General features: G+C 63.5%; 21 protein-coding genes. 14 read left to right on the forward strand and 7 right to left on the reverse strand.

Annotated elements, in window-relative coordinates; genetic code table 11:
* The first annotated feature begins 22 nt into the window (after positions 1-22).
* The gene (locus tag BLP10_RS03655) at positions 23-1,390 is read left to right on the forward strand and encodes an adenylate/guanylate cyclase domain-containing protein (RefSeq protein ID WP_175493769.1); all 1,368 of its coding nucleotides are present in this window, start codon (positions 23-25) and stop codon (positions 1,388-1,390) included.
* Here the strand turns inward: BLP10_RS03655 and BLP10_RS03660 are convergent.
* Positions 1,360-1,956, reverse strand: a complete 597-nt coding sequence (locus BLP10_RS03660) for a septation protein A (protein ID WP_091130252.1) — start codon at positions 1,954-1,956, stop codon at positions 1,360-1,362. The two genes, BLP10_RS03655 and BLP10_RS03660, sit on opposite strands and share 31 nt — an antisense overlap.
* Positions 1,953-3,302: a signal recognition particle-docking protein FtsY gene (ftsY, locus tag BLP10_RS03665; protein ID WP_091130255.1), complete on the reverse strand. Its 1,350-nt coding sequence runs from the start codon at positions 3,300-3,302 to the stop codon at positions 1,953-1,955. The genes BLP10_RS03660 and ftsY overlap by 4 nt, the downstream gene beginning before the upstream one ends.
* A gap of 67 nt (positions 3,303-3,369) precedes the next feature.
* Here ftsY and BLP10_RS03670 point away from each other — a divergent pair, with 67 nt between their 5' ends.
* A complete protein-coding gene (locus BLP10_RS03670) occupies positions 3,370-4,185 on the forward strand; it encodes an RluA family pseudouridine synthase (protein ID WP_091130259.1) in 816 nt (271 codons plus the stop codon).
* On the opposite strand, the gene mtaB is transcribed toward BLP10_RS03670, so the two are convergent.
* Together mtaB and dapF are read right to left on the reverse strand one after the other, a co-directional pair.
* Positions 4,182-5,435: a tRNA (N(6)-L-threonylcarbamoyladenosine(37)-C(2))-methylthiotransferase MtaB gene (gene mtaB, locus BLP10_RS03675; RefSeq protein WP_091130262.1), complete on the reverse strand. Its 1,254-nt coding sequence runs from the start codon at positions 5,433-5,435 to the stop codon at positions 4,182-4,184. The genes BLP10_RS03670 and mtaB overlap by 4 nt on opposite strands.
* Complete coding sequence (gene dapF, locus BLP10_RS03680; protein ID WP_091130266.1) at positions 5,435-6,319, reverse strand: diaminopimelate epimerase; 885 nt, start codon at positions 6,317-6,319, stop codon at positions 5,435-5,437. The genes mtaB and dapF overlap by 1 nt, the downstream gene beginning before the upstream one ends.
* Before the next feature lie 161 nt (positions 6,320-6,480).
* Here dapF and BLP10_RS03685 point away from each other — a divergent pair, with 161 nt between their 5' ends.
* On the forward strand, positions 6,481-7,314 hold the full coding sequence (locus BLP10_RS03685; RefSeq protein WP_091130269.1) for a GyrI-like domain-containing protein: 834 nt from the start codon (positions 6,481-6,483) through the stop codon (positions 7,312-7,314).
* Here BLP10_RS03685 and BLP10_RS03690 read toward each other — a convergent pair.
* The gene (locus BLP10_RS03690; RefSeq protein WP_091130273.1) at positions 7,302-8,375 is read right to left on the reverse strand and encodes an MBL fold metallo-hydrolase; all 1,074 of its coding nucleotides are present in this window, start codon (positions 8,373-8,375) and stop codon (positions 7,302-7,304) included. The two genes, BLP10_RS03685 and BLP10_RS03690, sit on opposite strands and share 13 nt — an antisense overlap.
* A gap of 248 nt (positions 8,376-8,623) precedes the next feature.
* Here BLP10_RS03690 and BLP10_RS03695 point away from each other — a divergent pair, with 248 nt between their 5' ends.
* The 8 genes from BLP10_RS03695 (at position 8,624) to leuC (ending at position 15,017) form a co-directional block, all read left to right on the forward strand.
* Complete coding sequence (locus BLP10_RS03695; RefSeq protein WP_091130277.1) at positions 8,624-8,839, forward strand: eL24 family ribosomal protein; 216 nt, start codon at positions 8,624-8,626, stop codon at positions 8,837-8,839.
* A 2-nt stretch (positions 8,840-8,841) separates the two neighbouring features.
* The gene (ffh, locus tag BLP10_RS03700; protein WP_091130280.1) at positions 8,842-10,389 is read left to right on the forward strand and encodes a signal recognition particle protein; all 1,548 of its coding nucleotides are present in this window, start codon (positions 8,842-8,844) and stop codon (positions 10,387-10,389) included.
* 80 nt (positions 10,390-10,469) lie between these two features.
* The gene (locus BLP10_RS03705; RefSeq protein ID WP_175493770.1) at positions 10,470-11,039 is read left to right on the forward strand and encodes a hypothetical protein; all 570 of its coding nucleotides are present in this window, start codon (positions 10,470-10,472) and stop codon (positions 11,037-11,039) included.
* A 12-nt stretch (positions 11,040-11,051) separates the two neighbouring features.
* Positions 11,052-11,411: a 30S ribosomal protein S16 gene (rpsP, locus tag BLP10_RS03710; RefSeq protein WP_091130286.1), complete on the forward strand. Its 360-nt coding sequence runs from the start codon at positions 11,052-11,054 to the stop codon at positions 11,409-11,411.
* A 53-nt stretch (positions 11,412-11,464) separates the two neighbouring features.
* Positions 11,465-12,133, forward strand: coding sequence for a ribosome maturation factor RimM (gene rimM, locus BLP10_RS03715; protein ID WP_091131952.1), 669 nt, complete (start codon positions 11,465-11,467; stop codon positions 12,131-12,133).
* Entirely contained in the window at positions 12,130-12,813 is a 684-nt protein-coding gene (gene trmD / locus BLP10_RS03720; protein WP_091130290.1) for a tRNA (guanosine(37)-N1)-methyltransferase TrmD, read from the forward strand. Before rimM ends, trmD begins: the two co-directional genes overlap by 4 nt.
* Positions 12,814-13,001: 188 nt before the next feature.
* Entirely contained in the window at positions 13,002-13,385 is a 384-nt protein-coding gene (gene rplS, locus BLP10_RS03725; protein WP_091130293.1) for a 50S ribosomal protein L19, read from the forward strand.
* 225 nt (positions 13,386-13,610) lie between these two features.
* Positions 13,611-15,017, forward strand: a complete 1,407-nt coding sequence (gene leuC, locus BLP10_RS03730; protein WP_091130296.1) for a 3-isopropylmalate dehydratase large subunit — start codon at positions 13,611-13,613, stop codon at positions 15,015-15,017.
* A gap of 79 nt (positions 15,018-15,096) precedes the next feature.
* On the opposite strand, the gene BLP10_RS03735 is transcribed toward leuC, so the two are convergent.
* The gene (locus BLP10_RS03735; RefSeq protein WP_091130299.1) at positions 15,097-15,387 is read right to left on the reverse strand and encodes a hypothetical protein; all 291 of its coding nucleotides are present in this window, start codon (positions 15,385-15,387) and stop codon (positions 15,097-15,099) included.
* 124 nt (positions 15,388-15,511) lie between these two features.
* Between BLP10_RS03735 and BLP10_RS03740 the strand changes: the two genes are divergently transcribed.
* Together BLP10_RS03740 and BLP10_RS03745 are read left to right on the forward strand one after the other, a co-directional pair.
* Entirely contained in the window at positions 15,512-15,775 is a 264-nt protein-coding gene (locus BLP10_RS03740) for a hypothetical protein (protein WP_091130303.1), read from the forward strand.
* A 6-nt stretch (positions 15,776-15,781) separates the two neighbouring features.
* Positions 15,782-16,189 (forward strand): metallopeptidase family protein, encoded by a 408-nt coding sequence (locus BLP10_RS03745; protein WP_091130308.1) that lies wholly within the window; start codon positions 15,782-15,784, stop codon positions 16,187-16,189.
* Positions 16,190-16,201: 12 nt separating this feature from the next.
* Here the strand turns inward: BLP10_RS03745 and BLP10_RS03750 are convergent, their stop codons facing one another.
* On the reverse strand, positions 16,202-16,432 hold the full coding sequence (locus tag BLP10_RS03750) for a hypothetical protein (protein WP_091130312.1): 231 nt from the start codon (positions 16,430-16,432) through the stop codon (positions 16,202-16,204).
* Between the two features lie 172 nt (positions 16,433-16,604).
* Between BLP10_RS03750 and leuD the strand changes: the two genes are divergently transcribed.
* Positions 16,605-17,207, forward strand: coding sequence for a 3-isopropylmalate dehydratase small subunit (gene leuD, locus BLP10_RS03755; RefSeq protein WP_091130316.1), 603 nt, complete (start codon positions 16,605-16,607; stop codon positions 17,205-17,207).
* The last annotated feature ends 537 nt before the right edge of the window (positions 17,208-17,744 follow it).

Genomic DNA, 17,744 nt, shown 5'->3' on the forward strand with positions numbered 1-17,744 from the left:
AGCTTCAGGCGAAAAGAACCCCGTGGACCATTCCTCCCGTCTCCAATCCGCCTGGGCCTCATTCCGCAACCGGCGCCGGTCGCGGGAGCTGAGCGACGTCACGTCCCGCCTGATCCGCGAGGCGGATACGGGCGCGCTGCAGCGCGCAGGCATGGTGCGTGTGGTTGTGGCCGGCATCATGCTCGTTTCGGTTCTGCTCGTAACCTATGGGGTCGATATCGCGAACCCCATGGCCATCAAGCAGATCGCGGCCGCGGAGCTGACGCTGGCGCTCTTCGGCGTATCGGGCTGGACGAGTGCATGGCTTGCCTCGAAACGCATCGCGGTCGAGCAGCTTCCCGTCTTCACGGCCGTGATCGACGCGCTTCTGGTGCTCGGAAATCTGGGTTATTCCCATTGGGGCCTGGGGATTCCCGGAGGGCTGTTCGCGGTTTTTCCGGTCACCTGGGTCGTGCCCATCACCCTCGCGGCGGTGGCGATTCACTATCAGCCGCGCCTGCAGATCATGGTGGCCCTGATCTATGTGGCGGGCCTGTCGTTTCTCGCCTTCGGCGGCGAGACCTTGAGCCCGGCGGAGCGGCGCGAGGACCTGTCCCAGATCAACGCCGTATTCTCGGACCAGGCGAATCTGGTGCGCGTCGCGATGATCCTGTCTCTGGCGTTGATCCTCATTCTGGTCGCGCGTCAGGGCCGGGTGCTGCTGGAGCGAGCGGTGCGCGAGACGACCTTGCGCGTCAGCCTCACCCGCTATCTGCCGCGCGAGCTCGCGCCGGTTCTCACTGAGCAGGCCTTCGCCTCGTTGCGGCAGGGACGGCGCGCCCATGTCACGGTCATGTTCGTGGACATGCGCGCCTCCACGTCGTTCGGCGAGACAATGGACCCCGGTCAGCTTGCCGTTTTCATCACCTCGTTCCGCCGTCGCGTGCTACGGGCTGCAAGCCGCCATGGCGGCGTCATCGACAAGTTCACCGGCGACGGTGCGCTCATCCTGTTCGGCGTGCCGGGCAAGGGTGACGACGATGCGAAACGCGCGCTCGCCTGCGGGCGCACGCTGCTGCAGCTGATCCAGCGCTGGAACGTCAAGCGGCAATTCGATCCGCCCGTGCGCGTCGGCATCGGCATTCATTCGGGCGAGGTGTTCTGCGGCGTGGTGGGCGACGAGAGCCGGCTCGAATTCACCGTGGTCGGAGAGACGGTGAACATCGCCTCTCGCATCGAGCAGGCCACGAAAAGCGCGGATTGCGAGCTGCTGGCTTCGGTGGAGACGGTGCAGGAAGCGGGCGAGGAGGATCTGTGGGAAGAGGTGGCGCACGAGCCCTTGCCCGGCGTCACCCGCAACGTGGTTCTGATGAAGCCGATTCAGGCTTCTTCCGTCTTCTTCGTATCGTAGCGCAGGATCAGCGGCGTCTGCGCGAAGGCGAAGGCGATGGTGAGCGGCATGATGCCGAAGACCTTGAAGCTCACCCAGAAATCCGTGGTCTGCGTGCGCCAGACGATCTCGTTGATGGCGGCCAGCGCGAAGAAGAACATCGCCCAGCGGAAGGTGAGCTTGCGCCAGCCTTCCTCCGTCAGCTCGAACATACTGTCGAGAACGATCTGAAGGAAGGGCTTGCGGAAGTACAACCCGATCAGAAGCACGAACCCAAACAGGGAGTTCACGATGGTGGGCTTGAGCTTGATGAACAATTCGTCCTGCAGCAGCAGCGTGAGCCCGCCGAACACCACGACAACGACGGCCGAGACCAGCGGCATGATCGGCAGTTTGCGCAGCAGGGCATAGCTGATGCTCAAGGCGATCACGGTCGCCACGATGAAGATGCCGGTGGCCGCGAAGATGCGCTGATCTTCCGGCACTCCGAAGCGCGTCGCATAGGAATTGCTGAAGAAGAACAGGCTCAGGGGCCCGAGTTCGAGCACGAGCTTGAGGAGCGGAGGAAGGCGCTTTTCGTCGGTCATGGCGTTGCTTCTAACCCGGCAATGGCTTTCGCGAAATCCCCTGCGGTGAAAGGCTCCAGATCCTCCACGCCCTCGCCGACGCCGATGAAATGGACCGGCAGCCCGAACTTGGCAGCAAGGGCCACCAGGATGCCGCCCCGCGCCGTTCCGTCGAGCTTGGTCATCACGAGGCCCGTCACGCCCGCCGCCTTCTGGAACAGCTCCACTTGGCTCATCGCGTTCTGGCCTACGGTCGCATCGAGCACGAGAAGCGTGGCATGCGGTGCGCTCTCGTCGAACTTCCGGATCACGCGCACGATCTTTTCGAGCTCGGCCATGAGGCCTGCCTTGTTCTGCAGGCGGCCCGCCGTGTCGATGAGCAGCACGTCAGTCCCATTGGCTTTAGCTTCCTGCAGGGCATCATAAGCCAGACCCGCCGCATCTGCGCCCTGCTCGCGGGCAAGCACCGGCGCGCCGACGCGATCGCCCCACACTTTCAGCTGCTCGATGGCGGCGGCGCGGAAGGTGTCGCCGGCGGCGAGCATCACCTTCAGGCCTTGGCTCCTGAACTTCTGGGAGAGCTTGCCGATGGTGGTGGTTTTTCCAGCACCGTTCACGCCGACCATGAGAATCACGAAAGGCTTCTTCCCGCGGTCGATGTGGAGCGCCTGCGCCACGGGCTGGAGCGTCTTCTCGACCTCGGAGGCGAGGATGGTGCGCACCTCCTGCGGCGAAATCTCTTTATTGTACCGTCCTGATGAGATCGCTTCCGTGATCCGCATGGCGGTCGGCACGCCGAGATCGGCCTGGATCAGCGCGTCCTCCAGATCCTGCAAGGTGGCATCGTCCAGCTTGCGCTTGGTGAAAAGGCCAGTGACGCTGTCCGAGAGGGACGAGGAGGTGCGCCGCATGCCCTCCGTCAGTCGTTGCCACCAGCCCCGCTTCTCGTCCGGAGCGGGCTTGGCTTCGAGGGCGGAAGGTGGAACCACCTCGGCCGGAGCAGGCTCGGGGTTGGCTAGATCGGCAGCCGCAATGTCGGGCCGCAGCTGAGGCCCGGTTTCGGTGACGATCCGAGGCAAGGGCTCCTGCGGACTGACGCCCTCAGGGTCGAGGCCCTCCACAGGTTGCAGATCGGCCCCAGCCAGTTCGGGAACTGTCTTGTTCTCCTCAGGCGTATCGGGAGAGGCGGTGGTGACGGTCGGCGGAGCCGCCACGAGATCGTCCGCAGCCGTCGCGGGCGGGGAAGGCATCGCTTCCGGCTCGCCCCCGGCCTGTGGCGTCTGAGGAGCGGCCTCGGGCTGTGTTTCACCCTTGCGCCCGAAGAGACGGGAGAAGAATCCGGGCTTGTCGGGCTTGGTTTCGGCCATGAGTTTCGCTTTGCCTTTTTGAACGCTGTGCTTGATTTAGTGCGTCTGCCTCGATAGCCGAGGCATCATGAATGCGGAAGAGATAGTAAGCCGTTTGCTGTATCGCGATGCCCTGATGCTCGTGATCAACAAACCCGCCAGCCTGCCGGTGCATCCCGGTCCTAAGGGCGGGGAGACCTTGTTTCACCATCTCGACGCCCTGCGCTTCGGCCTGCCTCGCCGTCCGGAAGCGGCGCACCGGCTCGACAAGGACACCTCCGGCTGTCTCGTACTGGGCCGTCACCCGAAGGCCATCGCCCGCCTCAACGAGCTTTTCCGCAACAATGGGGTCGACAAGGTCTATTGGGCCTTGGTCGAAGGCGGACCGGAAGCCGACGAGGGCGAAATCGACTTGCCTCTCGCGCCGAAATCCCCCGATCGCGGCTGGTGGATGAAGGTGGACCCGAAGGGCCAGCCGTCTCTGACCAAATGGCGCGTGCTCGGCCGCTCCACCTCCCCCTCGAGGGGGGAGGTCGCGCCGCAGGCGCGGGAGGGGGTGGAAGGCGCGAGTTCTGAGAATTCAGTGCTGCCACCCCACCCCGGACCGCTGACACGCTCCCACCCTCCCCCTCAAGGGGAGAGTGAAAAGCTGCTAACATTGTTAGAACTGCGCCCGATTACGGGCCGCACCCATCAGCTGCGCGTCCATTGCGCGGCCATGGGCTTCCCGATCGTGGGCGACCCGATCTACGGCACCGCGCCGCGCTTTCACGGCCCGGGCCTGCACCTGCATGCCCGCAGCATCACGGTGCCGCTCTATCCGAAGAAGCCGCCGATCCTCGTGGAGGCACCGTTGCCGGAGCATATGCGCGAGCGGGTGAAGCTGTGTGGCGGTGCGGTTTAGGCCGCCAGCAGATCCTTGCCGTCGTGTCCGGCGATAATGGTCGGCACGATTGAGCCCTGCGTCACCCCGCCTGCGAAGCGCACAAGCGTAAAGCCTTCCGTGCGGCCGACCTGGTTGGCCTCGATCAGCACGTTGCGCGTTGAGCCGACTTCCCCTCTCAGATGCTTCAGCAGTGCCGCTTCGCCCTTCTCGCGCAAGCGGCGGGCGCGGTCCTTTACGATGTCTCGGGCAACTTGCGGCATGCGCGCTGCAGGCGTGCCGGGACGGGGCGAGAACGGGAAGACGTGGAGATGCGTGAGGCTGCACTCGTCGACGATGTCGAGGGAGCGCGAAAACATCTCTTCCGTTTCCGTCGGAAAGCCCGCGATGATGTCGGCGCCGAACACCATGTCGGGGCGAAGGCGCTTCACCTGCTCGCAGAACGCAATCGCATCGTCGCGCAGGTGCCGGCGTTTCATGCGCTTGAGGATCATGTCATCGCCCGCCTGCAATGAGAGATGCAGATGCGGCATCAGGCGGCTTTCATTGGCAATGGCGTCGAGCAGATCGTCGTCCGCTTCCACCGAGTCGATGGAGGAGATGCGCAGGCGCTCGAGTTCGGGCACATGGCGCAGCAGGCTTTTGACCATCGTGCCGAGCTTAGGCTCGCCGGGGAGGTCCTTGCCATAGCTCGTGATGTCCACACCGGTGAGCACGACTTCGCGGGAGCCGTGTTCGACGAGCGTGCGCACCTGTTCCACCACCGCGCCCATGGGCACGGAGCGGGAATTGCCGCGGCCATAGGGAATGATGCAGAAGGTGCAGCGGTGATCGCAGCCGTTCTGCACTTGCACGAAGGCGCGGGTGCGTCCGCGCATGCCGTCGATGAGATGCACGGCGGTTTCCTTCACCGCCATGATGTCGTTGACGAGAACCTTTTCGGAAGCGCCGACCCCGAAATCGCGCATTCCCGCCCAAGTCTCGGCCTTCATCTTCTCGTGGTTGCCGATGACCCGTGTCACCTCCGGCATGGAGGCGAAGGTCTCCGGTTCCACCTGAGCGGCGCAGCCCGTTACGATGATCCGCGCATCCGGCTTTTCGCGCGCGATCCTGCGGATCGACTGGCGCGCCTGGCGCGTGGCCGCGGAGGTGACGGCGCAGGTGTTGACGATAATGACCTCGCCTAAACCCGCGTCCTTCGCGTGGCGCTGCATGGCCTCCGACTCGTAGATGTTGAGGCGGCAGCCGAAGGTGACGACCTCCACGCTCATCAGGCCGCTCCGGCGAACAGGGCGGGGACGAAGAAGCCCTCGTGCTCGAGCTGCGTCTCGCCAGTCATGAGCACGTGGTCGTCGCTCTCGCGCCATTCGATCAGAAGGTCGCCGCCGGGAAGCGAGATCTTCGCCTTGCGCCCCGTCAGTCCCTTGCGCGCTCCCGCCACGAGAGTGGCGCAGGCAGCGGAGCCGCAGGCGCGGGTGGCTCCCGCTCCGCGCTCCCAGACGCGCAGGACCACATGGTCGGGACTCACGACCTCAGCGAAGGAAATGTTGGCCCGCTCCGGGAAAACCGGATCGTGCTCGAATTTCGGGCCGACGGCGGTAAGATCGTAGGCCTGTGCGTTCTCCACCCAGAAAATCGCATGCGGGTTCCCCATGCCGACGGCGGACGGGCTCTGCAATTCGGGATGTTCCGGGATGTGGGTATCGACTGCGATGGCGCGGGTGTCCGGATAAGGATCGCGCAGGGGAATCTCGTTCCAGCTCAGGCGCGGAGGGCCCATGTCGACCGTAAAAACCGTGTCGGACACCCGCGTTACCGGCAGGAGCCCGGCCTTGGTTTCAAGCACCAGACCTTCATGGACCGGGCGGCTCATGATGGGATCGGCCAGCATGGCCCAGGCCACGCAGCGGGTGCCGTTGCCGCAGGCGCCGGATTCCGTGCCGTCCGTGTTGTAGATGCGCAGGTAAGCGTCCGTTCCGGGGGAGACCGGGTCGTGCAGCACCATCAGCTGGTCGAAGCGCGAGCGGGAATCGGCCGCGATGGCACGGGCTTCCGCAGAGCTCACCACATGGAGGGAGCCGCGCAGGTCCAGGACGGTGATCTCGTTGCCGAGACCGTTCATCTTCAGAAAACGATGGTTAGAAAGGGCGCTCATGAGCCGTATATGGCTGAAAACTTGGAAAATCGCGAGAGGGTGCTTAACCCTGCTTCGATCCGTCCACCAGAGGAGCGCTCGGACCACCTCGCGGCGGGGCGAAAACCCCCTTATGCTCCCGCTCGTCACCCTCTCGTGATTCGAAGTTTAAGGCACTCCCCATGCGGCTGCGCTCCCCCTCTCTCGCCCTCGTGCTTGCCCTCTGCTCAAGTGTGGCCCTGGCACAGACCCCGCCAGCTGCACCCCCCCCTTCCGTCGCTCCGGCCCCAGCCGCGCCGGCTGCTTCAGAACCTGTTCCCGCGGCTCCTGCGCTTGAGGCCGCGCCTGTCCCGACTCAAACTGAAAGCGCGCCCGCTCCCTCGTCGACTCCTGCTCCGGCAGCGTCCGCGCCTGCGCCTGAAACCCCCGCTCAGCCCCAGCAGCCCACGACGGCGCAGCCTGCCCCGGTACCGGCTCCTGCAACGCCTGCTCCGGCTGTGCCCAACCAGCAGACGGCCCGCACGACGCTCTTTCCCAATCCCAGCGACCCGACCGGAGTGGAGGAGGGCGTTCTCGTCGCCAAGCCCACGGTCGTGTTTGCTGGCATCAGCCCCTGGGACGATGCTTTCAACAACCTGAACAATGCGGTCGCCAAGCTCGATGGCGAGCTCAAAAAAGCCGGCATCGCGCCCGCGGGCCGTCCGCTCACGATCTTCGTGGATACGGATGACAACGGCTTCAAATATGAGGTGATGATTCCGATCGCGCAGGTGCCGGACGGCAAGACCGAGCTGACGCCGGAGATCAAGTTCGGCAAGACGCCGGAGGGCAAGGCCTTCCGCTTCGTGCACAAGGATGCCTATGACGAGATCGACGGCACCTACGAGACGATCACAGCCTATCTCGACATCAAGGAGATCGTTGCCCAGGATGCCTTCATCGAGGAATACGTGAGCGATTTCACGGATGCTCAGGACACCAATTTCGAGGTGAACATCTACGTTCAGCCGAAGTGAGGCGAGGCCTCCCAGGTTTCTCCCGGCCGCAACGGCCTGAAAAGCTCCGGTGAAACCTGTGCCGTCTGCAGTGCCGCCGCCAACTCCTGTGGCGGCTCGTCGACGCCTTCGTTGGTGAGGCGGAACGTACCCCAATGGTGGCCAAGGGCCTGCTGCGGCGCGACGATGTTGAACACCTTCACCGCATCCTCCGGGTTCATGTGCTGCGGTTCCATGAACCATCGCGGCTCATAAGCGCCGATGGGAAGATGCGCGAGGCGGATCGCGCCGAAGCGCTCGCGCACCGCGTGGAAGATCTTGCCGTCGCCGAAACCTGTATCGCCGATGTGGTAGATCGTGCCTTGGGGTGTGGTGAGCACATAGGCGCACCAGAGCGCCATGCGCCGGTCGTTAATGCCTCGCGCGGACCAGTGATAGGCGGGCTCCAGATGCACATGGATGCCGTGGCCGATCTCTACCGATCCGCCCCAGTCCCGCGTCTCGACGAGGATTTCCGGATGCCCGGCGTTGATCACCGCATCGTTGCCCAGCGGCGCGACGAAGCGCGGCTTATGCTCCCGCCAGAGACGCCCCAGAGTCTCAATGTCGAGATGGTCGTAATGATTGTGCGTGATCAGCACCGCATGGATCGGTGGCAGGTTCTCGAAGCGGATGCCGGGCGGGTTGACCCGCTTCGGCCCTGAGAACGAGACCGGGCTCGCCCGTTCCGAAAATACCGGATCGATGAGGATATTGAGACCCGCCACCTGGATCAGGAAGGAGGCATGGCCGATGAGAGCCGTGCGAAGGCCTGCGACCTCAGCCGGAGGTTTGTCCTGAAAAGGGCTCGGAAAACTCTCCGGCCAGTCCTTCTTGGTTTCGCCGAGCTGCCAGCGCAGCAATTCGGCAAAGCCCTTGTCCTGCGGCTGGCCCGGGGAGAAGAAGCGCACCCCGTCGAAATGGTCCGTTACGGGACCCTGGTGATAGCGGTTCGTGGCGCGGGCAGCTTTCACCCAGCCGATGGCGCCTGTAGCGGCGAGGGCAGGGAGGGCAAGTGCTTTGAGAAGGGTGCGGCGGTTCATCGGGACCTTTCGGGGCAGCAGAGCTTAAGCTGGTGATCGGGGATTCTTCCGGCAAGACCCAGAAAGCTGAGGCTTTTTCGCTCTTTTCTTGACTCTGCGCCTCCATTCCTCTATCGCCTGACCGCAAATCTGTAGAGCGAGCCCTTATGAGCCGCCGACCAGCCCGAGAGGCTGGAGGTCAACGTCCGACAGCGCGATGCGCCCTCGGGCGCGCTTCCCTTTGGGTTTCGCGTTGGGAATGGTGACGGATGTCGAAAGACGCATTGCGCATTGAGGACGCGGTCAACGAGACCTGTCCGTGGTCGGGAAAGCCGATCGCGGCGGATTCGCTCACCCTCTATCGCGGCGAGGTGGTCGGCTTCTGCAATCCCGGCTGCCGCGACAAGTTCGAAGCGGCGGTCAATCAGTTTGAAAAGGCCATCGCGGATCGCGATGTACCACTCATTGCAAAAGGAATTGAGTGAACATGTTCGAAGGCCTTTCCGATAAACTTTCCAACATCCTCAACTCGCTGACGCGCCGCGGCGCGCTGACGGAAGAGGATGTGAACGCCGCCCTTCGCGAAGTCCGCCGCGCCCTGCTCGAAGCCGACGTGGCGCTCGAGGTCGTTCGCTCTTTCACGGACAAGGTGCGCGCCCGCGCGGTCGGCGCCGAGGTCATCAAGTCGGTCTCGCCCGGCCAGCAGGTGGTGAAGATCGTTCACGACCAGCTCGTGGAGATGCTGGGCTCGGACGCGGAGGTGATCAGCCTCAACGCGGTTCCGCCCGTCGGAATCCTCATGGTCGGTCTGCAGGGCTCGGGTAAGACGACCACCACCGCCAAGATCGCCAAGCGCCTCACCGACCGCGAGAACCGCAAGGTTCTCATGGCCTCCCTCGACACCCGCCGTCCGGCGGCGATGGAGCAGCTCGCGGTGCTGGGCAAGCAGGTGGGCGTGGATACGCTTCCCATCGTGGCGGGCCAGAGCGCGGTGCAGATCGCCCAGCGCGCCATGGAAGCCGCGCGTCTCGGCGGCTACGACGTGGTGATGCTCGACACGGCGGGCCGCGTGACCGTGGACGAGGCGCTGATGGTGGAGGCTGCCGACGTGCGCGCAGCCACCAATCCGCACGAGGTTCTGCTCGTTGCCGACGCGCTCACCGGTCAGGACGCGGTCAACACCGCGCGCGCCTTCGACCAGCGTCTCGGCGTCACCGGCATCGTGCTGACCCGTATGGACGGTGATGCGCGCGGCGGCGCCTCGCTCTCGATGCGCGCCGTCACGGGCAAGCCGATCAAGCTCATCGGTACGGGCGAAAAGGTCGATGCGCTGGAGGAATTCCATCCCTCGCGCGTCGCCAACCGCATCCTCGGCATGGGCGACATCGTCTCGCTGGTCGAAAAGGCCGCCGAGAACTTCGACGCCGCGCAGGCCCAGCGCATGGCCGACAAGATGCGCAAGGGCAAGTTCGATCTCGAAGACTTGCGCGATCAGCTCTCCCAGATGGAGAAGCTCGGCGGACTTGGCGGCCTGATGGGCATGCTGCCCGGCGTCGCCAAGATGAAGTCCCAGCTCGAGAACGCCAATCTCGACGACAGGATCATCAAGCGCCAGCGCGCCATCATCGATTCCATGACCCCCGCCGAGCGCCGCAATCCGGATATCCTCAAGGCATCGCGTAAGAAACGCATCGCCGCCGGTTCCGGCGCGAAGGTCGAGGAGATCAACAAGCTCCTGAAGATGCACCGCCAGATGGCCGACGTCATGAAGATGATGGGCGGCGGCAAGGGCAAGGGCATGGCGGGCCAGCTCGGCAAGATGTTCGGCATCGGCGGTGGTGGCATGCCCCAGCCGACGCCGGAGCAGATCGAAGCGCTGCAGAAGCAGATGGGCGGCAAGCTCCCCGATTTCCCCGGCGGCGCGGGCGGCGCTTTGCCCCCCATGCCGAAGGGCGTCCCCGGCCTGCCGGGCCTTGGCGGCGGAAAGATTCCCGGGCTGCCTGGAATGGGCTTCCCGTTCGGGAAGAAGAAGTAAGCAACTAGATGGCGCTTGAAAGTACCATAAGGCTGTCCCCCAGAAGCGAGGCCATACTGGCCTCGCTCGTTGGACGCACTGTGCGTTTCAACGTTGTAGAGGGGCGAGTCTTTTTGGATTCATGCTTTGATGCTCAAGGTGTCATTATTGAGCATTTCGAGCCTCGGACAAAGTTCAAGCAGCAGAAATTTCTTTATTTCGGTGCAATTGTTGGCCGTGAAAACCGCCGGAACACTTGGAGCGTGCGTGAATTCAAGTTGTTCCCACGGCTGCCGATAGGAATTTTCAAGAACTGCTATTTTTGGAAGCCCAAGTTAGGAGCTTACCTCCGCAAGGGCGGTACAGAGGTGGTAGCGACCTCAGGAGGTCTGCATAAGCTGACACGCATCGAAGTGTTCTCAGAATTGATTTCACACGATGACAGCGAGGACGAGATCGAGCGCATTTATACCGCCGATGCCGATCGGCGGATCTGCTTCACTTTTGACAATGATGAAAGCATCGCGTTCGAAGCCGATGACAGTGGCAATCAGCCATTACTCATCACAACCGGCGAGCAGCGGCCTTTCGACCGCTCGTTCGACACTCTGAAATCCCGCCTCGTTCTGAAAGAAACGAACGCGGCAAACCTGACTTCAATTGGACACTAGAAGGAGAAACCCATGTCCCTGAAGATCCGTCTCACCCGTGGTGGTGCGAAGAAGCGTCCCTACTACCGCATCGTCGTTGCCGACTCGCGCTCCCCGCGCGATGGCCGCTTCATCGAGAAGGTCGGCACCTACGACCCGATGAAGCCGAAGGATGACGCCACCCGCGTGACCCTCGAAGTCGAGAAGATCCAGGCTTGGCTCGCCAAGGGCGCCCAGCCGACCGACCGCGTTCTGCGCTTCCTCGATGCTGCCGGCCTCCTGAAGCGTTCGCCGCGCAACAACCCGCAGAAGGCCGTGCCTGGCAAGAAGGCTACGGAGCGCGCAGAGGCCAAGGCTGCCGCCGCTTCCGCTGGCGAAGGCGAGGCTGCGTAAGCACCGTGACAAGGGGGCGCAACCCATCCTCCCCTCGAGGGGGAGGGTCGACGCTGCATGAGCAGCGGCGGGGTGGGGTGGAAACACCCCGTTCTGCAAGGTCGCGCTCCCACCCCACCCCGGACCTGCGGTCCGACACTCCCTCTCAAGAGGCGGGTAAAAGGGTGGAAAAAAACGACCTCGTCCTCGTGGGCGAGTTCGGCCGCTCGCACGGCCTCAAGGGCGAGGTGCGGCTGAAATCCCATACGGGCGATCCGCAGGCGATTGTCGGTTACAAACCGCTCATCGCTACGAACGGCAAAACCTACACGCTCAAAAACGTCCGTCAGGCCCCCGGTGGCGAGCCCGATATTCTGATCGCCCTCGTCGACGGCGTGACCACGCGCGAGGCCTCCGAGGCGCTCAATCGCGTGCAGCTCCATGTGGAGCGCGACAAGCTGCCGCCGCCTGATGACGAAGACGAATTCCTGCTTGCCGATCTTATCGGTCTCACCGTTCAAAACGAAGCCGGCGAGACGATCGGCACCATCGTAGCCGTGCCGAACTACGGCAGCGGCGACCTTCTCGAAATCGCGCCCGCGCAAAAAGGCTCGACCGCGCTTCTGCCGTTCACGAAGGCTTTCGTGCCGGTCGTCGATATTGCGGCTAAGCGCGTGGTCGCTGCTGTGCCTGACGATTTCTTCGAGATTGCCAAACCCGAACCCGGTGAGGACCGCGCGTGAGTTTTTCCGCTACCATCCTCACGCTCTATCCCGAAATGTTTCCGGGCCCGCTCGGCATATCGCTCGCAGGTGATGCGCTCTTGCGAGGGGTCTGGTCGTTGGAGGCGAGGAACATCCGCGATCACGGCCTCGGCCGCCATCGCACCGTGGACGATACGCCCGCGGGCGGCGGTCCTGGCATGGTGCTTCGCTGCGATGTGCTGGGCGCTGCCATCGATGCCGCTGCAACGCCTGACGATCCGCGCCCAAAACTCCTCATGAGCCCGCGCGGCAAGCCGCTCACCCAAAGCTATGCGCGTGAACTCGCGGCTGGTCCCGGCGTCATCATCGTCTGTGGCCGTTTCGAGGGCGTGGACGAGCGCGTGATCGAAGCGCGGGGCTTGAAAGAGGTTTCCATCGGCGATTACGTGCTCTCCGGCGGCGAGATGGCGGCGATGATCGTGCTCGATGCCTGCGTGCGCCTTCTCCCCGGCGTCATGGGCAAGGAAGCCTCCGGCACCGAGGAGAGCTTCGAGGCGAACCGCCTCGAATATCCGCATTACACCCGTCCCCGCGAATGGGAGGGGCGGACGATCCCCGATGTGCTGCTCAACGGCAACCATGCCCATATCGAGCGCTGGCGGCGGGAGGAATCCGAGCGCATCACGCGGGAGAGAAGGCCGGATCTGCTGGAGCGGTAGCCAAGGCATCATCCCGGACGGCAGCGCCGATCCGGGTTCTTCTGCGCAGCCCCGGGTGACAATCCGGCTCAGGGCCGCTCGACAATCCCCCCGAACTCCTGTATACGCGCGGCCTCAACTTAAAACAGGACGCCGAAATCCAGCTGGCTTGGGCTTGCCCGAGACCATGCAACGGCAGGAGTAGAACGATGAACATCATTCAGCAGCTCGAGCAGGAGCAGATTGCCAAGCTCGCCAAGACGATCCCCGACTTCCAGCCCGGCGACACCGTGATCGTCAACGTGAAGGTGAAGGAAGGCGAGCGTAGCCGCGTCCAGGCCTATGAAGGCGTCTGCATCGCCCGTTCCGGCGGCGGCCTCCAGGAGAGCTTCACGGTCCGCAAGATTTCCTACGGTGAGGGCGTGGAGCGCGTGTTCCCGATCTACTCGCCGAACATCGATTCCATCAAGGTCGTGCGCCGCGGTGCCGTCCGTCGCGCCAAGCTGTACTACCTGCGCGACCGTCGCGGTAAGTCGGCCCGTATCGCCGAGCGCACCGAGAAGCGCACTGAGACCCCGGCCGCTGCCGAGTAAGTCTCCCGTTAAGCAAGTTTCACGAAAAGCGCGGCCCGAGAGCCGCGCTTTTTGTTTATGGCGATAAGATCAGCTGATTGGCATCGCGATAAAAATTTTATTGCGCATTTCGGGCAATCAGCTATGCGATCCTTTCAAAGCCCTGCGCGCTCAGAGCACCTTTTCCTCTCGCGCGAGTCCCGTTAGATAACGACTGAAGACCCTAATCACTGTTGGAAGACACCCATGGCCAAAGCCCGCACCCTCTATGACAAGATCTGGGACGACCACGTCGTCGATCAGCAGGATGACGGGACGTGCCTTCTCTACATCGACCGCCACCTCGTCCACGAAGTAACCAGCCCTCAGGCCTTCGAGGGTCTGCGGACCGCCGGCCGCAAGGTGCGCCAGCCGCACAAGACCCTGGCCGTGGTCGATCACAACGTTCCGACCACCGACCGCTCGCACGGCATCGAAGATCCTGAATCGGCGACGCAGGTGGCGACGCTCGCCCAGAACGCCAAGGAATTCGGCGTCGAGTATTACAACGAGCTCGATACCCGTCAGGGCATCGTGCACGTGGTGGGGCCGGAGCAGGGCTTTACCCTGCCGGGCATGACCATCGTGTGCGGCGACAGCCACACCTCGACCCATGGCGCCTTCGGCTCGCTCGCCCATGGCATCGGCACGTCGGAGGTCGAGCATGTGCTCGCCACCCAGACGCTGATCCAGAAGAAGGCGAAGAATTTCCGCGTCACCGTCGACGGCAAGCTGCCTGCCGGCGTGACCGCGAAGGACATCATCCTCTCGATCATCGGCGAGACCGGCACGGCCGGCGGCACCGGCCACGTGATGGAATATGCGGGCGAGGCCATCCGCGCGCTGTCCATGGAAGGCCGGATGACGGTCTGCAACATGGCCATCGAAGGCGGCGCCCGCGCCGGCATGATCGCGCCCGACGAGAAGACTTATGCCTACCTGAAGGACCGTCCCAAGGCGCCGAAGGGCGATGCCTGGGATGCCGCCGTGCGCTACTGGGACTCCCTGCGCACGGACGAGGGCGCCTTCTTCGACACCGAGATCCGCCTCGATGCCGCGAACCTGCCTCCCATCGTCACCTGGGGCACCAGCCCCGAGGATGTGATTTCGGTGGCCGGTGCCGTTCCGAACCCGGACGACATCCAGGACGAGAACAAGCGCATCTCCAAGTGGCGTGCCCTTGAGTACATGGGTCTCAAGCCCGGCCAGAAGATTACGGACATCACCCTCGACCGCGTGTTCATCGGCTCCTGCACCAACGGCCGCATCGAGGATCTGCGCGCGGTGGCGAAGGTCGTCGAAGGCAAGCAGGTGCATCAGGCCGTCAACGCCATGATCGTGCCCGGCTCCGGCATTGTGAAGATGCAGGCGGAGGCCGAAGGCCTCGACAAGATCTTCAAGGCCGCAGGCTTCGACTGGCGCGAGCCCGGCTGCTCCATGTGCCTGGCCATGAACGCGGATCGCCTCGCCCCCGGCGAGCGCTGCGCCTCCACCTCGAACCGCAACTTCGAGGGCCGTCAGGGCTTCAAGGGCCGCACGCACCTCGTCTCGCCGGCCATGGCGGCGGCGGCGGCCATTGCGGGCCGCTTTGTGGATATCCGCACCTTCGGCTGATCGGTCAAACGAGAATAAAAGAAAAGGCGGCGGCTCAAGAGGGAACCGCCGCCTTTTTCATGCTCGATGGCTTGAGCTTTTAGTCCACATAGACCCGGCGGCTGCCAACCACTTCGCGGCAGCGCTCGACGGGGCGGCGAACCACGTCGCCGTTCCGGCGCACACGCTCCTCCATCACCGTGCGGCACACGGTGCGGGTACGGGCGGGACGCACGTAGCGGCGCTCGACGCGCTCGCGATAAACCGGGCGGCGCTCTTCCAGACGAACGCCGTCAGGGCCGATACTCACGCCGACGCCTTGGGCCGATGCTGTGCCGGCACTGAGAGCCGTGAACCCGGCCACGGCCAGGATACCGAGAATCTTACGCATTGTTGCCTCATCAACTGTTGGCTATTCGAGGCAGTTAACGACTGGGTGCTGCAGGCGTTCCGTTGTCCCGAAGCCGAAATGACGCTTATGGTTGAGACAAAGTTATGATCTCAAGGAGCCTTTCATGAACGAGCAGGATCGCGAACGCGAAGCCCGTGAGGCGCTGGAGCGGGTGCAGCGCGATTCGGAAGCCCTTGGCTCCTCTGCGCTCGCACGCATGAGCCGGCACGCGCAGGACCACTTTTCCGCACGCGATGCCGTCGGTGCCGGTGAGGGCGGCGACACCGACTCGATCGAGCTCTGGGGACGGCGCATCGGGCGCGTCCTGTCGCTGATCGGTGTCGTGGTTCTGACCCTGTGGCTTCTGGCGCAGCTCGGCATTATCTAAGAACCCATGACCGACTGGGCCAAACTCCACGCTCCCACGCTCGCCGATTTCGAGGTTCTCGCCGAGGAGGCTTATGCACGCCTGCCGGAGGAATTCCGCGCGCTCTGCGAGGGCGTCGTCATCCGCATCGAGGATTTTCCCGATGACGAGACCATGGAAACGATGGGCTGCGAGACGCCCTTCGACCTCCTGGGCCTCTTTCGCGGCATCGGCCTCGCGCAGGGTGGGGCGATGATGCAGACGGGCCAGTTTCCCAACATGGTCTGGCTCTACCGGCGCCCGATGCTGGATTACTGGGCCGAGCACGAGGAGAGCCTCGGCCACCTCATCACCCATGTGCTCGTGCATGAGATCGGCCACCATTTCGGCCTGTCCGACGAGGACATGGAGGCCATCGAGGCTGCCGCCACTTGATGTGAAGAGACCTCAGGACTGACGTCTCGACAGGCGGTGCCAGAGCGCCAGGAAGCCTATGGTTGTTGCGGACGCGACGATGACGGCGAGATAAAACGGTTCCAGGGTCGGATCGAAGAGCGAGAGGCACCCCGCGATGACGCCAGCCGCGAGCATCCATGTCATCAGAACGACCGCCCCGATCAGCCTGGACGTGATTTCTTCCACGACTATCAGCAGAACTTTATGCAGCGCGGCCTTCATCGCTATAGAGTTGCACGACTGGCTGTGACCAGGCAAGCGTCAGCTTGAAGATTGCGCCGGAGAGCTCTGAAAAGAAAACTTCTTGCGCGACCATCATGAGTCTGGTGCTTTTTCGAGGCCTTTGGTAAGAGCCACCTGAACGGCTCAGAGCTGCCGCAAGGATGGAAAGACCATGGACAAGTTCACTGTGCTCGAAAGCGTCGCGGCACCGCTGCGGATCATCAATATCGACACCGATATGATCATCCCCAAGCAGTACCTGAAGACCATCAAGCGTACGGGGCTTGGCAAGGGGCTCTTTTCCGAGATGCGCTATCGCGAGGATGGCTCCGAGAATCCGGATTTCGTGCTCAACCAGCCGGCCTACCGCAACGCCAAGATCCTGGTGGCGGGCGACAATTTCGGCTGCGGCTCGTCCCGCGAGCATGCTCCCTGGGCGCTGCTCGATTTCGGCATCCGCTGCGTGATCTCCACGAGCTTTGCCGACATCTTCTACAACAACTGCTTCCAGAATGGCATTCTGCCGATCAAGGTCTCGCCCGAAGACCTCGACAAGCTCTTCGACGATGCGAGCCGCGGCGCCAATGCCACGCTCACCATCGACCTGGAGAAGCAGGAAATCCGCGGTCCCGACGGCGGCTCGATCAAGTTCGACATCGACCCGTTCAAGAAGCATTGCATGCTCAACGGCCTCGACGGCATCGGCCTGACCATGGAAAAGGCCCCTGCCATCGACAGCTTCGAGAAGAAGCTCTCCGAGCGCGCCTGGGCCTGAACTCTTTTTCCGAGACATTGCGCAGCGGAGAGGGAGCGAATCCATCTCCCGCGCCTGCACCGCGCCAGAAGCGACGGCCTGCATGTTCCGCGAGGGCATGAGCCCGAGGCTGTGCGGTTGTGATTGTCAAAGAGCAAGCGGGAGTATCCTCGCGAGCGTGTGGCTCCGAGGGTGTGAGTCGAGGGAGGGCGCGAGGAGGCGTCCGGCTCGTGTGTCTAGTGTGTGAAGAACCCGACGGCTCCTCGCGCACGGTTTGTTTAGGCGGACATCGCATCTTGCAGCGATGGGCCTCCTGTCACAGGATTGCGAGGCCTGCACAGGACCGTTCCGGCTCCCATCATTCACGACGCCTCGCGAGCGCGCCCCTCCTGGAGCCGGATGCCCACAGCTATAGCCCAGGTTAGGACAACAGTCAAGAACAAAGTAAGAACATAACATCCGCTACGGTGCTTGGGTGAGGCGCGTGTTCCCTCCCCCTTGCGGGGAGGGGTAGGGGGTGGGGGTCGGTTGACTGGGTGAGCGCTCAGACCAGTGAGA

Source organism: Microvirga guangxiensis (assembly GCF_900102135.1).
GTDB lineage: Bacteria > Pseudomonadota > Alphaproteobacteria > Rhizobiales > Beijerinckiaceae > Microvirga > Microvirga guangxiensis.